This is a genomic window from Breznakia blatticola (assembly GCF_004365815.1).
Lineage (GTDB): Bacteria > Bacillota_I > Bacilli_A > Erysipelotrichales > Erysipelotrichaceae > Breznakia > Breznakia blatticola.
Map to the genome: position 1 here is coordinate 18739 of NZ_SODD01000012.1, position 15688 is coordinate 34426.

General features: G+C 35.7%; 13 protein-coding genes. 10 read left to right on the forward strand and 3 right to left on the reverse strand.

Annotated features, from left to right (window positions below; genetic code table 11):
- The first annotated feature begins 14 nt into the window (after positions 1-14).
- From atpA to EDD63_RS04990, 6 genes are all read left to right on the forward strand, one after another.
- The gene (atpA, locus tag EDD63_RS04965) at positions 15-1541 is read left to right on the forward strand and encodes a F0F1 ATP synthase subunit alpha (protein ID WP_134169090.1); all 1527 of its coding nucleotides are present in this window, start codon (positions 15-17) and stop codon (positions 1539-1541) included.
- The gene (gene atpG / locus EDD63_RS04970; RefSeq protein ID WP_134169092.1) at positions 1531-2373 is read left to right on the forward strand and encodes an ATP synthase F1 subunit gamma; all 843 of its coding nucleotides are present in this window, start codon (positions 1531-1533) and stop codon (positions 2371-2373) included. Before atpA ends, atpG begins: the two co-directional genes overlap by 11 nt.
- Before the next feature lie 9 nt (positions 2374-2382).
- Positions 2383-3786, forward strand: a complete 1404-nt coding sequence (gene atpD, locus EDD63_RS04975) for a F0F1 ATP synthase subunit beta (protein ID WP_134169094.1) — start codon at positions 2383-2385, stop codon at positions 3784-3786.
- Between the two features lie 2 nt (positions 3787-3788).
- Positions 3789-4181, forward strand: a complete 393-nt coding sequence (locus EDD63_RS04980) for a F0F1 ATP synthase subunit epsilon (protein ID WP_134169096.1) — start codon at positions 3789-3791, stop codon at positions 4179-4181.
- A gap of 709 nt (positions 4182-4890) precedes the next feature.
- Entirely contained in the window at positions 4891-5691 is an 801-nt protein-coding gene (locus tag EDD63_RS04985) for a phosphate ABC transporter substrate-binding protein (protein WP_166667551.1), read from the forward strand.
- Positions 5692-5828: 137 nt separating this feature from the next.
- Positions 5829-6722 (forward strand): fumarylacetoacetate hydrolase family protein, encoded by an 894-nt coding sequence (locus EDD63_RS04990; protein WP_166667552.1) that lies wholly within the window; start codon positions 5829-5831, stop codon positions 6720-6722.
- A 22-nt stretch (positions 6723-6744) separates the two neighbouring features.
- Here the strand turns inward: EDD63_RS04990 and EDD63_RS04995 are convergent, their stop codons facing one another.
- The 3 genes from EDD63_RS04995 to EDD63_RS05005 form a co-directional block, all read right to left on the reverse strand.
- Positions 6745-7686 (reverse strand): Gfo/Idh/MocA family protein, encoded by a 942-nt coding sequence (locus EDD63_RS04995; protein ID WP_134169102.1) that lies wholly within the window; start codon positions 7684-7686, stop codon positions 6745-6747.
- Between the two features lie 32 nt (positions 7687-7718).
- On the reverse strand, positions 7719-8672 hold the full coding sequence (locus tag EDD63_RS05000) for a hypothetical protein (RefSeq protein WP_134169104.1): 954 nt from the start codon (positions 8670-8672) through the stop codon (positions 7719-7721).
- Positions 8673-8892: 220 nt separating this feature from the next.
- Positions 8893-9318: a Dps family protein gene (locus tag EDD63_RS05005; protein ID WP_134169106.1), complete on the reverse strand. Its 426-nt coding sequence runs from the start codon at positions 9316-9318 to the stop codon at positions 8893-8895.
- A gap of 195 nt (positions 9319-9513) precedes the next feature.
- Here EDD63_RS05005 and uvrA point away from each other — a divergent pair, with 195 nt between their 5' ends.
- From uvrA to trxB, 4 genes are read left to right on the forward strand one after another with little or no spacing between them, the layout of a single operon-like run.
- On the forward strand, positions 9514-12342 hold the full coding sequence (uvrA, locus tag EDD63_RS05010; RefSeq protein WP_134169108.1) for an excinuclease ABC subunit UvrA: 2829 nt from the start codon (positions 9514-9516) through the stop codon (positions 12340-12342).
- A complete protein-coding gene (gene hprK, locus EDD63_RS05015; protein WP_134169110.1) occupies positions 12339-13283 on the forward strand; it encodes an HPr(Ser) kinase/phosphatase in 945 nt (314 codons plus the stop codon). The genes uvrA and hprK overlap by 4 nt, the downstream gene beginning before the upstream one ends.
- Positions 13283-14764, forward strand: a complete 1482-nt coding sequence (gene lgt, locus EDD63_RS05020) for a prolipoprotein diacylglyceryl transferase (protein ID WP_134169112.1) — start codon at positions 13283-13285, stop codon at positions 14762-14764. The genes hprK and lgt overlap by 1 nt, the downstream gene beginning before the upstream one ends.
- Positions 14743-15678 carry a thioredoxin-disulfide reductase gene (gene trxB / locus EDD63_RS05025; RefSeq protein WP_134169114.1) on the forward strand — a complete coding sequence of 312 codons (936 nt, stop codon included), beginning with the start codon at positions 14743-14745 and terminating at the stop codon, positions 15676-15678. Before lgt ends, trxB begins: the two co-directional genes overlap by 22 nt.
- Positions 15679-15688 lie beyond the last annotated feature (10 nt).

Here is a 15688-nt window from a genome sequence, read left to right on the forward strand (position 1 = left end):
GCGAGGAGGAAGTTATGGATTTACGACCAGAAGAAATTAGTGACATTATCAAAGAGCAGATTAAGCGTTATGATGATACATTAGAAATATCTGAAACAGGAACAGTCATCAGTGTTGGTGATGGAATCGCGCTAATCTATGGATTGGAAAAAGCGATGGCAGGAGAATTGCTTCTTTTCCCTAATGATCTTTATGGAATGGTATTGAACCTTGAAGAAGAGCACGTTGGTGCGGTTTTGATGGGTGATGACAGTAAAGTTCGTGAAGGTGATGAAGTAAAACGTACGGGACGTATTATTGAGGTACCTGTTGGTGACATGATGCTAGGACGTGTAGTAAACGCACTAGGTCAAGCCATTGATGGAGGTGACCCAATTGTCAGTGACAAATATCGTCCAATTGAGCGTGTAGCTCCTGGAGTTATGACACGTAAAAGTGTACATCAACCATTACAAACCGGTTTAAAAAGCATTGACTCAATGATTCCAATTGGAAAAGGACAACGTGAGTTAATTATCGGAGACCGTCAAACTGGGAAAACCGCAATTGCGATTGATACGATTTTGAACCAAAAGGGACAAAATGTAAAATGTATCTATGTTGCAATTGGACAAAAAGCAAGTACTGTAGCACAAATCGTTGAAAAACTACGTCACTACGGAGCACTTGAATACACAACTATCGTAACAAGTACTGCTAGTGATGCAGCACCATTACAATATATTGCACCATACGCAGGATGTGCGATTGGTGAAGAATGGATGGATAACGGACAAGATGTACTAATTGTTTATGATGATTTAAGTAAACATGCGGTTGCTTACCGTACCATGTCCTTACTATTAAAACGTCCACCAGGACGTGAAGCATATCCAGGAGATGTTTTCTACTTACACTCAAGACTACTTGAACGTAGTGCGAAGTTAAATGAAGAACATGGACTTGGATCATTAACCGCATTACCAATTATCGAAACACAAGCAGGTGATATTGCTGCCTATATTCCAACAAACGTAATTTCGATTACAGATGGACAAATTTTCTTACAAACCGAATTGTTTAATGGTGGGATTCGTCCAGCAGTAGATAGTGGATTATCGGTAAGTCGTGTTGGTAGTGCAGCACAAGTAAAAGCGATGAAACAAGTATCTGGTTCATTGAAACTTGAACTTGCACAATTCCGTGAAATGCAAGCCTTTGCACAATTCGGAAGTGATTTAGATGCATCAACAAAAGCAACACTTGATCATGGAGAACGTTTGGTAGAACTATTAAAACAACACCAATATTCACCATTATCGGTAAGTGAGCAAGTCATCTCATTATTTGCGGCAAAACACCGCTACTTAAAAGAGATTGCAGTTGAAGATGTACTTGAATATGAATCTGGTTTACACCAATTCATTAAAGATTACCACAACGATATTATGGAAACATTAGATCGAGAAAAAGAAATCGATGATGCATTGGAAGAAAATATGAAAGCTGCTATTAAGGAATATACAGACAAATTCGTTAGTTTAAGTAAGAATGGCAAATAAGTTAGAAATTAAAAACCGAATTCGTTCGGTTGATTCAACCAAGAAGATTACCAAAGCCATGCAACTTGTAGCAGCAAGTAAACTTAGAAAACAAAAAGACTTGATGGATACAAACCGCACATATGCAATGTATCTTCAAGAAGTTGTAGAACATATTTTATCTACAATAAAAACCAGTGATCACCCGTTTCTAAAACGCTCACAAACAGAAAAACGATTGATCATTGTATATACAAGCGATATGGGATTATGTGGTGGATACAATGCCAACACGTATAAATTGCTTGAGTCTTCCATCAATGAAGGTGATGAAGTCATCGTTGTTGGTTCACGCGGAACAACGTATTTAAAACGTCGTGATTTAAACATCATTGAAACTAAAATCGGAGTAAGTGAAGAAGGATATGAAGATATTCTAGATATTGCAGAACTTGCTTTAAAACAATACACAAGTGGTGTTGTTGGAAGTATTGAAGTACTGTATACCAAATTCGTGAACTCGATGGATTTTGAACCACAACTCGAACGTTTATTACCAGCGACTCGTAATGAGGAACTGGAAAAAGATGTGGTTAAGCAAGATGTGATTTTTGAGCCAGCAGGAGATGCGATTTTAGATGAACTGATTCCGTTGTATTTAAAATCATTACTTTACTCTCGTTGGATTGAAACAAAAACTAGTGAGCAAGCATCGCGTCAAAATGCGATGGAAAATGCAACAGATAACGCACAAGAGTTGCGTGATGAACTCGAACTGAAATTTAACCAAGCGCGCCAAGCATCGATTACGCAAGAAATTACGGAAATTGTTGGTGGTGCTAATGCACAATAGGAGGAATATATGAGTCAAAATATAGGAAAAATTGTTCAGGTCATTGGACCGGTTGTCGATATCGTTTATGATGGCGATAACTTACCACAATTGTTAAATGCGATTGAAATTCCTCGCGAAGGTGATGAAAGCCTTGTAGTTGAAGTCAGTCAACATATTGGTGATGAACGTGTTCGCTGTATTGCGATGGGTTCAACGGATGGACTTGTTCGTGGAATGGATGCCATTGATACAGGAGCACCAATCTCAGTACCAGTAGGAGAAAAAGTACTTGGACGTATGTTTAATGTACTTGGACGTGAAATTGATGAAATGCCACCACTAGGTGATGATGTAAAACGTATGCCAATTCACCGTGAAGCACCAAGCTTTGATGAACAACAAACATCAGCTGAAGTACTAGAAACGGGAATTAAAGTTATTGACTTACTATGTCCTTATGCAAAAGGTGGTAAGATTGGACTTTTCGGAGGGGCTGGTGTTGGTAAAACCGTGCTTATCCAAGAGCTAATTCACAATATTGCTAAAGAACATGGTGGACGAAGTGTTGTTACTGGTGTAGGAGAACGTACACGTGAAGGTAATGACATGTACCATGAAATGAAAGATTCAGGTGTACTTGATAAAACCGTGCTTGTTTATGGACAAATGAATGAAAGTCCAGGAGCGAGAATGCGTGTTGCCTTAACCGGGCTAACCATGGCTGAATACTACCGTGATGTAGATCATCAAGATGTATTACTATTCGTTGATAACATCTTCCGTTTTACACAAGCGGGAAGTGAAGTTAGTGCCTTACTAGGACGTATGCCTAGTGCCGTAGGTTACCAACCAACACTAGCTACCGAAATGGGACAACTACAAGAACGTATTACGTCAACTCGTAATGGATCCATTACATCTGTGCAAGCCGTTTATGTGCCTGCTGATGACCTTACCGATCCAGCACCAGCAACTGCCTTTACTCACCTTGATGCCAAAACGGTACTTGACCGTGGAATTGCTTCATTAGGTATTTATCCTGCAGTTGACCCACTGGAATCAAGTTCTCGTATGCTTGATCCATTAATTGTTGGGGATGAACACTACACAGTCGCACGTGATGTGCAAAGTTTATTGCAACGCTATAAAGAACTTCAAGATATCATCGCTATCTTAGGTATGGATGAATTAAGTGAAGAAGATAAGACAACGGTAAACCGTGCACGTCGTGTACGTAACTTCTTATCACAACCATTTAACGTTGCTGAACCATTCAACGGAATGGCAGGAAAATATGTACCAATGAGTGAAACGATTCGTTCACTAAAAGAAGTACTAGAAGGTAAATACGATCACCTTCCAGAGCAAGCATTCTTATACGTAGGAACCATTGAGGAAGTTGTCGAAAAAGCAAAAACGCTTGAGGTGTAAATATGATTGATGTACGAATCATTACCCCAAGTGGTATGTACTTACATACGGAAGTTGATCAACTCAACGCGCGTTCTGTAGATGGAAACTTTGGACTTTTACCAGATCACATGCCAATGGTTGCAATGCTTGATATTTCAAGCATGACCTTGATTCGTGATGGTGTGGAAAAAGACTATGCGGTATCTGGTGGATTGCTTGAATACTCTAAGAATATTGTGACAGTATTAACTGATGCAATTGAAGGGGAAGAAGACATCGATATCGAACGTGCAAAAGCAGCAAAAGAGCGTGCTGAAAAACGTTTACAAGCCAAAGAACACAGCTTGAATATGCGTCGTGCAGAAGTTGCTTTACGTAAAGCAATAAACCGTATCAACGTAAAAGGAAAATAATGAGATATAGTTTCGGCTATATCTTTTTTTGAGTTTCAAAGCATCTGAATTTACTAAATTCAATATAAAAATCGATATACCTATAAAAACACTAGGAAATTAAAAGACATATATTACATTTTTGTAGTCAAAAAAGTACATATTATTCGATAAATAAAAGATTATTTGCATGTGGCTCATATTTCAGTGAGATAGAAATTGTATATATCAAATTTTTAAATAAGTTTACTCACTATATCAAATCTTATATAAAACTCAAGATAACATATAATTTAATAATCATATTGTAACTATCGATTTAATATACTACAATATTAGTAGGATATATAATCTAACTGATTTACTATATGAACAAGTTCGAAGTTATTTCCCAATTACATATCTAGCTTCGAAACAACCCAATTGCTAATTACTTTTATAACCCTGTATAAAACTAATTCTTGTTCAAAATAACCACATAGAGTAGTTTCCTTTACACACACTAATTAACTCAAAACTATGAAGGCGTATCATCCATACGCAGGTGAATCAATTTGACATATTATCCGGCAGAAAAAAGGAGTGCTTTCCCTGCATTCCTTTTTTTATGGTTTGATCTAAATAACTAATCGATACACTTTCTTAACATTAATTAACCAAATCTTTTTGAAATCTATAAGCTTTCTTTATATTTCTTTTGTAATGTGTAGTTATGCAAAAGGAGGAGTTTATGCGTAAACTATGGATATTTGGAGTGTGTTGTTTATTGCTTGTTGGTTGTTCAACTAACCAAAAAACGACAAAGAAAACAGAATTGCTTATTGGTGGGTCGACAAGTGTACAACCCCTTATGGAAAAACTAGCAGAAAACTTTATGAAAGAAAGTGATATGAAAGTATCCGTTCAAGGTGGAGGGTCAAGTGTAGGTGTAAAAGGTGCAAATGAAGGTGTACTTGATATTGGTAGTGTCTCAAGAGAGCTTGAAGACGAAGAAAAGGAAAAACTTGATGGAGTAGTTATTGCACTTGATGGAATTGTTGTCATTGTAAACCAAAAAAATAAAGTACAAAATATAACACTTGAACAATTGCATGAAATTTATACTGGTAAGATTACTAACTGGAAACAACTTGGAGGAGTAGATGCAACAATATCTGTTGTGAGTCGTGAAGAAGGAAGTGGAACCCGTGATGGATTTGAAGGAATTGTAGGTTTTGAGTCAAATGAACTAATTAAAGATGCAGATATTCAAAATTCAACTGGTGGTGTAATATCAACAGTATCAACCAATGCCAACGGGATTGGTTATATCTCAATGGGCTCAGTTTCTGATCAAGTGGATGTACTTAGAGTAGATGAAGTTACTCCAAGTGTCGAAACAATCACAAATGGAAGTTATGCTTTGCAGCGTCCATTTATTCTAGCAACAAAGAAAGATAGTGAAGATGCACAAGAGTTCTTTAACTTTATTTTCTCTGAAAAAGGGAAAGAAATTATTGAAGATATGAAGTATATTCCAGTGAACCAATAAAAAACGAAGAAATTTCCTAGGAAATATCTCTTTTTCTGGGTAAATATGTAAAGTTTAGATATATTTTGTCTTACTTCAAACATTTCTTTTGTATTGTCATAGATATGTGTATAATTTCTATAGTAAGGAGAAATACTATGAGATTTATTCGCTATACAAATCATAATGAAATACACTTAGGTGTACTAAGTCAAGATGAAACATATGTTATAAGCCTACAAGAAATACTAGGAAAGAATTATGCAAATACAATGCAAACATTTATTGAACAAGCAAAGGATGGTGATATGAAAAAGATTCAAGACTATCTTGAATCGCATTGTTCTGGTGTGTGTATAGAAGATGTGCAATTGTTAGCACCTATGGAACGTTCGATACATGATGTCATTGCCGTTGGTTTAAATTATCAAGAACATATCGATGAAGCAGATCGTGGATTTACTCGCCATGTAGAAAAGAAAGATCCACCCATTTACTTTGGAAAACGTACAACTTATATTACAGGGCCAAGTGAAACAGTGTATGCTTGTTTTGACTTGGATGAAAAGGTTGACTATGAAGTTGAGCTTGCTGTTATCATCAAAAAGCGGGGAAAAGATATTCCTGTAGAAGAAGCGATGGATTATGTATTTGGTTATAGTATTCTTAATGATCTATCTTCACGTGGCCTACAAAGAGGACGAATTCAATGGAATAAAGGAAAGTCACTTGATGGCTATACGATTATGGGTCCTTGTATCGTAAGTGCAGATGCTTTTGATCCAAATGCATCTCATGCAGTACAATGTTATATCAATCAAGAACTTCGACAAAATGGAAATACAACGCAAATGATTCATAAAGTTGCAGAACTCATTAGCGATTATTCGCAAGGTATTACGTTGGAAGCTGGAGATATTATCTCAACAGGAACACCTTCAGGCGTAGGTATGGGATTTGAAGTTCCTAAGTGGTTAACTGAACATGATGAAATGAAATGTGTCATTGAAGGAATTGGTGTGTTAGAAAACAAGATTCAAAAACGCAAATAAAAGGGGAAGCGAATGCTTCCCTTTAGTCTACAACTTCTAAAATGGCTTTACTTTGTGTATATCCCATAATAGGGCTTTCATATATTTGATGTTCGATGCAAGCAACTGCATGTTCAATTTCACCGCTAAAATCACTTTGCATGTCTACTGCGATAATTTCTTCTTTACCATCTACATATATATAGGCTACTTTTTCTTTCCAATATGCTGGAATTTTTATGTATCCTTTTTCACCGATAAGATACGCACAACCTTTGTTTTCAGGTGTATATAGCCAGTTACTCATAATATCCGCTTGGATGCCATTTTCATAGGTGATCATTGCATGCAGTCCAAAATCACAGGCATATGCATCGATATACGTTTTCTTCTTTGTAATTTCTTTTACTTTGCTATTTGCATAGTAATGTGCAAAACAGGTTGGATATACACCAATATCAAAAGCACAGCCACCGGTTACTGGATCCAGAACCCAATGTGTATCTGGTAGTGGATCATCAAGTAATCGAGCACTATACTCAGCTTTGATGAATTGTAGTTTACCGATTACACCATTTGCGATCATTTGATACAGCTTCTGATTAAGTGGCGTAAATACCGTTTTATTTGCCTCCATTAGAAAACACTGTTTTTCTTTGGCAAGATCAAACAATTGTTTTAATTCTTTATGTGTTGTGACCATAATCTTTTCACAGATGACATGCTTGTTGGCTTGCAAACACTTACAAACTAAATCATAATGTAATGCATTTGGTACACAAATATAAACAAGTTCAACTTGTGGATCTGCTAACACTTCATCATAAGAACCATATGCATGTACTGCATCGTACTGTTCTTGAAATGCTTGTGCACGTTTTATATCACGAGCTGCAACAGCATATAGTGATGCATTTTTTGCATATGTAACACCTAAGGCAACGCGTTTAGCGATACCTCCTAAACCTAAAATTGCGACATTCATAATACATACCTCTTACATATATTATACACGAATTAACTAGCAATTAAGTTTCGATATACATATTGATGTGTAAGTGGTGCATTACTTGCAAGTGTTTGCGGGTCGTTGTAATAATACACAACAGCATTTGCTAACCACTCATAGGCATTATCATTCATATTACCACTGTATCTTACAGGAAGACTTCCTTTTTCTTGATTAAAGATTTGCTGGAACTCAGCTGTTTGAGAAAGATTGGTTCCAAAATCGTAAATATGAGTTGCTTCGTGTAATACGGTGGTTGGGTAATGATTTTGTCCATTTAACCAAATGCGACCATCACTATATCCCATACCAAGATATGGATATGCAATACTTAAATCAATGGTAATGGTATGTAATGAACTGTTGTTGTATTGGTTTGGTAGTTGCATAATTTCATTTACATATTTACGTACGGTATCATCAGAAACATTCATATCTGGTGCTTCGATTTTCCAACCACGTACATATAAATTGGTACGATCAAGTGGCGGTTGAACAGGCGTAAGAGTTTCTTGTGCGATTTCTACTGGAATTTCTTGTTGAACGGGTTCAGGCTTTGCATGATCATGCTTTTCTTCAACTTCTTTTGCTTTAACGATAATTTCTATTGTCTTACGTGAAATTTTACCAGACTTGTTTTTGGCTTCAACGATGACTTTATAGTTACCTGGTACACTTGTATTTACATCATTTTCAATAACATCCAAAAGTAGCGGTTGTTTCTTTGAATCATACGCACGTAGTTTTAAATTGCGTAAACTGAATTCTTCATCGACTACAAGTTCATATGCATTTGGTCCAATAATCGTTGGTGGGTTTTCATCGTGTACCTGTGCGGTTGATTCCTTTTGCTCACTGGTATCACTTAGAGCATTTGTTGGCATTTGAAAAACATACAATACACAAGTTAGAACTAGTGCAACACAAATCAATAATACGTTTTTTACTTTAAGATACTTCATACACATACATCCTTTTTTTCTTTTTCTACTACACGATTCATACGTTTATTTAATGTTGATAAATTAATTATGTATTATCATAATCAATTTGATATTATAAATGAAGCGAAAATAAGAGTCTACCTTTTTTACGTATTTATATAAAGAAGCATCATATTATATAAAATCAAATATGTATGGAGCATAAGAAAAGGACTTCACGCGGAAGTCCTTAGCTCTCTTATACAACTTGTTTAATCATCCAAATTGATTTTGTGAATTCCTTAATGTAGTCATCCATTTGGATACCTACAACATCAATGCTTTTTTCTTCAGCACTTTCTTTTACTTCACGAACTTCACTAAGAATAATTTCAAAGTCTTTCAACACTTCTTTCCAAATAGATTTACTATCTTTGTGATCCATGTTGGCTTCTTCGATTGCTGTAACAGCTAAATAATCTTTAAGTGAGGCAAGTGGCTTTTCGCTTACCATTAAAATCAGTTCACCAACTTCATCAATGGCTTCATTAATGAAGTCATAGTATTCTTCTAATTTTACGTGTGCAGTAAAGAAGTCACTTCCTTTCACATACCAGTGAAAATTTTGTAGTTTATGATATTCTACAACTAAGTCTGTTAATAATTTATTTAATTTTGTTTCCATGTAAATATACCTTCCTTTTCTTTTCCTTACATGTATAATTATACTAAGAATGATTCTTAATTCAAATCATATGAATGAGAAAAATGAGGACTTGACAGGTTTGTTATAATGGTAAGACATAAGCGGACGGATATTTGTTTGCAAGTCCAATTACGTCTTAAAAAGTGCTATAATGTTGGAGAGAATGAGGTTATTATGGAACAAAATACAATACGGATAAAAGGTGCAAGAGAGAACAATTTAAAAAATGTAGATTTAGTGATTCCTAGAGATCAGATTGTCATTATGACAGGAGTATCTGGTTCGGGAAAAACATCTCTTGCTTTTGATACAATTTATGCTGAAGGGCAACGTCGTTATATGGAATCGTTGAGTGCATATGCAAGACAATTCTTAGGAAATTCAGAAAAGCCAGATGTGGATAGCATCGAAGGTCTTTCACCTGCGATTTCTATCGACCAAAAAACAACAAGCAACAACCCACGTTCTACGGTTGGTACTGCTACTGAAATTTATGATTATTTGCGTTTGTTGTATGCGAGAATTGGAGTGCCATATTGTCCAGTTCACAACGAACCAATTACCTCACAAACCATTAAACAAATGGTGGATAAGGTGATGGAAACGGAGAATGGTACACGTCTTCAAATTCTATCGCCAATTGTTAGAGGAAAAAAGGGAACACACAAAGATTTATTCGAGAAGTTAATGAAAGAAGGATATGTAAGAGCACGTGTAGATGGTGAACTTACATTAATTGAAGAAGTTAAGGACTTAGAGAAAAATAAAAAACATGATATTGATGTTGTAGTTGACCGAATTATTAAAGGTGAAGATCGTGGACGTTTACATGATTCATTAGAAACTGCAGTCAAATTAAGTGATGGTCTTGCTTTAGTATTAGCTGGAAAAGATGAAATGCTTTTCTCAAGTAACTACTCATGTAAGTACTGTGATTTTGTGGTGCCAAAATTAGAACCAAGATTATTTTCATTTAATGCTCCATTTGGTTCATGTCCAGAATGTAAAGGACTAGGAGTTACACAAAAAGTAGATTTATCTTTATTAATGCCAGATAAGAGCTTGAGTATTATGCAAGGTGGTATTGTCTACTATAAGAATATTTTGAAAAAAGATAACCTAGAGTGGCAAAACTATAAAGCGATGTTGGATTACTACAATATTGATCCAAACAAACCATTAAAAGATATGACGAAGAAAGAAATGAATTACTTGTTATATGGAAGTGATGTGCCAATTGCCTACAAGATTTATTCAAAATCAGGAATGGTTACCCAGAAAAATCAATACATTGAAGGAATTGTAAATTTAATCGAACGTCGTTATATGGAAACAACATCATCATTCTCACGTGAATGGTATGCTTCATTTATGGGAGAAGATGTATGTCCAGTTTGTCATGGTTCACGTTTAAATGAAATTGCTTTAAGTGTTCGTGTAAATGGAATAAACATTTATGAATGGACACAAATGTCGATTAAACAAGCTTTAATCTTCATGGATAACATGGAATTAAGCAAAACACAGATGTCGATTGCAAAACTAATTCTTGCAGAAATAAAGAACCGTTTAAGTTTCTTAAGTGATGTTGGATTGAATTATCTAACCTTAGACCGACTTGCAGGAACCCTTAGTGGTGGGGAAGCACAACGAATTCGTTTAGCCACGCAAATCGGTTCACAGTTAACGGGAGTTCTTTATGTGCTTGATGAGCCAAGTATTGGACTACATCAACGTGATAATGAACGTTTAATTAACTCTTTAAAGAAAATGCGCGATTTAGGAAATACGTTAGTTGTAGTTGAGCATGATGAAGAAACGATGCGTCAAAGTGACTATATTGTGGATATTGGTCCAGGTGCTGGTGTACATGGTGGTCAAGTGGTTGCTGCTGGAACATATGATGAAATCATCAATAATGAAGGAAGTATTACTGCTAATTATTTAAGCGGACGTTTATCGATTCCAATTCCAAATGAACGTAAAAAAGGAAATGGAAAGTTCATTGAAATAAAAGGTGCTGCTGAAAATAACTTAAAAAATATCAATGTAAAATTTCCACTTGGAACATTGGCTGTAGTTACTGGAGTTTCTGGATCAGGAAAAAGTAGTTTGGTAAATGAAATCCTTAGTAAAGGAGTATCACAAGCACTTGGTCGTGTTCGTATGAAACCAGGAAAGTTTAAAACGATTAAAGGAATTGAAAATATTGATAAGATTATCAATATCTCACAAGATCCAATTGGACGTACACCACGCAGTAACCCAGCAACATATACTGGAGTATTTGATGATATTCGTGACTTGTTTGCCCAAACACCAGATGCGAAAATGCGTGGATATGAGAAAGGTCGTTTCTCATTTAACGTTCGTGGTGGTCGTTGTGAAGCATGTCAAGGAGATGGTATTATTCGTATCTCGATGCACTTTTTACCAGATGTTTATGTAGAGTGTGAAGAGTGTGGTGGGAAGCGCTACAATGAAGAAACCTTAGAAGTAAAATACAAAGGAAAGAACATTCATGATGTTCTTGAAATGGACGTTGAAGAAGCAGTTGAGTTCTTCAAAAATGTACATAAAGTAAAACATAAACTACAAACATTAGCAGATGTTGGTCTTGGATATGTGAAACTTGGACAAAGTGCAACTACACTATCTGGTGGGGAAGCACAACGTGTAAAACTAGCAAGTGAATTACAACGTAAAGCAACTGGTAAAACATTGTTTGTCTTAGATGAGCCAACAACTGGACTTCACAGTAGTGATGTAAATACCTTATTAAAGGTATTACAACGCATTGTGAATAATGGCGATACAGTTGTGGTTATTGAACATAACTTAGATGTGATTAAATGCGCGGACTATATTATTGATATTGGACCAGAAGGTGGAGATGAAGGTGGACAATTGATGGGTGCAGGTACACCTGAGAAAATTGCAGCAATTGAAGAATCATACACTGGACAATACTTGAAACCAATTCTAGAGGAGAATAAGAAATGAGTGTAAAAGTAAGAGAGTTAAAAGAGCATTTTGATTTTGATGTACTTTGTGGGGATGAAAAAGCATTAAATCGTGAAATTACGATTGCTGATCCAAACCGTGCAGGACTTGAACTTGCAGGATTCTTTGCCTATTCACAACCCAAACGTATTGTAATTTTGGGAGATAAAGAAATCGAATATATCAAAACGATGACAAGTGAACAAAAGAAAAAAAGTTTTGATTTTATTACAGGTGAAAAAACACCACTGATTCTTGTGACGAACCATCATGAATGTCCAGTGGAACTATTAGACATTGCCAAGGAAAAGAATTTCCCAATCTTACGTTCGAACCAAAGAACCAGTCGTATGACAACAAATCTAGTATCATACTTAGATGAACGACTAGCAAAAATTGATTCACTACATGGTGTCCTTTTAAATATTTATGGAAAAGGAGTTATGATCCGTGGAGAAAGTGGAATGGGAAAAAGTGAGGTTGCTTTGGACTTGGTGCGTCGTGGTCACCAGTTAATCTCTGATGATTTAATTGATTGTTATCTCATTCATAATGAAATTATTGGATATCCGCCAAAATTATTGGAAGGATTTATTGAACTAAGAGGGATTGGAATCATCAATATCCGTAAGTTATATGGATCAAGTTCTACACTACCAAGAAAGAAAGTAGACTTTGTTATTGAACTAACAAGTTGGGATAATGCACAAGAATATGACCGAGTTGGAATCGAAGATCAAAAATACGAATGTATTCTTGGAATTGAAATTCCAAAGATTATTTTACCGATTCGTGGTGGTCGTTCAATGGCAACTATTATTGAAAGTGCAGTAACAAATATTGTACTTCAAGAAGAAGGATACAACTCAGCTAGAGATTTCGAACAACGTGTACTTAGTTTGATTGAAACTCAAAAAAGTGAAAGTGAAGGAGATAAGTAATGCGTTTATTTCCTGATTTAAAAACGTTCTTGGAAATTGAAATTGGAAGTTTTCATTTACGCATTGCATGGTATGCCATTTTAATTGTTACAGGTGCGATTATTGCATATCGCATGTCATTAAGAAACGCAAAAAAGATTGGTTATGGAAAAGAGCTTCTTGAAGACTATTTCTTAATGATGATGCCACTAGCAATTCTAGGAGCTCGTGTTTGGTATGTCATATTTGACTGGGCAAGTTTTGCTAGTGAACCGATTCGTATCTTCTATATATGGGAAGGTGGACTTGCTATACATGGTGGATTAATTACCGGTATTATATTCTCCTATTTCTTCTTTCGTAGTAAAGGTGTAAATCTACTGCGAATTGGAGATTGTATTATGCCAAATGTATTAATTGCACAAGCAATTGGACGCTGGGGTAATTTCATGAACCAAGAGGCATACGGTGGAATTGTAAATGAAGAATACTTTCGGATGTTTCCTTCATTTATTAAAGACAACATGTATATCGATAGTGCCTATCGCCAACCGATGTTCTTAATTGAAGGTATTGGAAATGTCATTGGTTTTATCTTAATCATTACACTATTCAAACGTTTCATTCGTAAGAAAAACGGAGATATGATTTTTGCGTATGTGATTTGGTATGGAGTCATCCGCTTCATTGTGGAAATTTATCGTACCGATGCACTATATGCAGGAAGTTTAAAGATTGCACAAATCACAAGTATTGTCTTTATTTTGGTTGGCTTACTTGGGCTTGCAGGTGTATTTGATCGTTTGTTTAAAAACGTATATCCATTTAAAAAGGAAAAACCAGTGGTACTATTCGATGCAGATGGAACATTGATTGATACACAAAAGTTAATCTTCGATAGCTTCCGTCATACATTTGCAACATTAAAACCAGAAGTTCAATTAACGGATGAAGAACTTTTATTATTCATGGGACCACCATTATATGAAGGTTTGGCAAAATATTTTGATGAAAGTGAAGTAGATAAAGCACTTGAAGTCTATCGTGATTTCAATCATGGGCGTCATGATGAATATGTAAAAGCGGTGAATCATGCAAAAGAATTACTCGATTACTTGAAAGAAAATGGATATGAAATCGGTGTTGTCTCAAGTAAGATGCACTGGTTGGTAGATAAAGGATTGATTCAAAGTGGACTTGCGGATTATTTTGATGTAGTTGTAGGGCGAGAAGATGTTACACACTTTAAACCAAATCCAGAACCTTTACTAATCGCTTGTAAAGAAATGCGTGTACCACATGATAATTTGATTTATGTTGGTGATGCAACAAGTGATGTGCAAGCAGCACAAAATATGGGTGCAGTAAGTATTGCTTTTGTAAATGATCCAAGAATGAAAGAAGCATTAATCAAGACAAAACCTAGTTACATGGTATATGATTTGATTGAAATTATAGAAATAGTAAAGGAGGATCGCACATGGAACGAATTAGTGATGTAGTGATCATCGGAGCTGGACCTGCAGGAATGACTGCAGCTATTTATGCTTCACGCGCTGGATTAAAAACAATTATGTTAGAAGCAGGAGCACCCGGTGGAAAATTAACAAAAACAAATGAAATTAGTAATTATCCTGGTTATAGTTCGGCAAATGGGTTTGAACTAGCAACTGATATGTTTCAACATTCAACAACATTTGGTGCCCAATATTTGTATGGAAATGTTGTAGATATCGAAATTGATAAAACAAATAGTGGATTTCATTCAGTGATTACAGATGATGATACAGTATACAAAGCACGTAGTGTAATTATCGCTACAGGTACAAAAGAACAACTTCTACAAGTGCCTGGAGAAATGGAAAATATTGGACGTGGAGTTAGTTATTGTGCTGTATGTGATGGAGCTTTTTTTAAAGGTAAAAAAGTTGCAGTCATCGGTGGAGGAAACTCTGCGCTAGAAGAAGCGCTATACTTATCTACGATTGTAGAAAAAGTATATGTCGTGATTCGTCGTGATGTATTTAGAGCGGATAGCATCATTGTAGAGCGTGTAGAAAATACGCCAAACATTGAAGTGATTCGTGAAAGAAAAGTAGAAGAAATCGTAAGTGATGGAAAATCAGTTACAGGAATTAAACTTTATGATAGTCATGATGAAAGCAAAAAAGAACTACTTGAAGTGAGTGCTGTATTCCCATATATTGGAGCAACACCAATCAGTAGTTGGATTGCAGATGAAGGTGTTACAGATGTAGAAGGTTACATTGAAGTTAATGAACATATGGAAACAAAAATTCCTGGTTTATTAGCTGCAGGAGATGTAACTAAGAAATCATTACGCCAAGTTGTTACAGCAACAAATGATGGAGCAATTGCTGCTCAAAGTTGCGTACGCTACATAAAATGTGTCTAAATGAAGCACT

Bases quoted from the DNA above. Each gene is read 5' to 3' on its own strand.
- trxB (WP_134169114.1), top strand. From the start codon at position 14,743: ATGGAACGAATTAGTGATGTAGTGATCATCGGAGCTGGACCTGCAGGA.
- EDD63_RS05000 (WP_134169104.1), bottom strand. From the start codon at position 8,672: ATGAAGTATCTTAAAGTAAAAAACGTATTATTGATTTGTGTTGCACTA.
- EDD63_RS04985 (WP_166667551.1), top strand. From the start codon at position 4,891: ATGCGTAAACTATGGATATTTGGAGTGTGTTGTTTATTGCTTGTTGGT.
- EDD63_RS04990 (WP_166667552.1), top strand. From the start codon at position 5,829: ATGAGATTTATTCGCTATACAAATCATAATGAAATACACTTAGGTGTA.
- atpG (WP_134169092.1), top strand. From the start codon at position 1,531: ATGGCAAATAAGTTAGAAATTAAAAACCGAATTCGTTCGGTTGATTCA.
- atpD (WP_134169094.1), top strand. From the start codon at position 2,383: ATGAGTCAAAATATAGGAAAAATTGTTCAGGTCATTGGACCGGTTGTC.
- EDD63_RS04995 (WP_134169102.1), bottom strand. From the start codon at position 7,686: ATGAATGTCGCAATTTTAGGTTTAGGAGGTATCGCTAAACGCGTTGCC.
- lgt (WP_134169112.1), top strand. From the start codon at position 13,283: ATGCGTTTATTTCCTGATTTAAAAACGTTCTTGGAAATTGAAATTGGA.
- hprK (WP_134169110.1), top strand. From the start codon at position 12,339: ATGAGTGTAAAAGTAAGAGAGTTAAAAGAGCATTTTGATTTTGATGTA.
- atpA (WP_134169090.1), top strand. From the start codon at position 15: ATGGATTTACGACCAGAAGAAATTAGTGACATTATCAAAGAGCAGATT.
- EDD63_RS05005 (WP_134169106.1), bottom strand. From the start codon at position 9,318: ATGGAAACAAAATTAAATAAATTATTAACAGACTTAGTTGTAGAATAT.
- uvrA (WP_134169108.1), top strand. From the start codon at position 9,514: ATGGAACAAAATACAATACGGATAAAAGGTGCAAGAGAGAACAATTTA.
- EDD63_RS04980 (WP_134169096.1), top strand. From the start codon at position 3,789: ATGATTGATGTACGAATCATTACCCCAAGTGGTATGTACTTACATACG.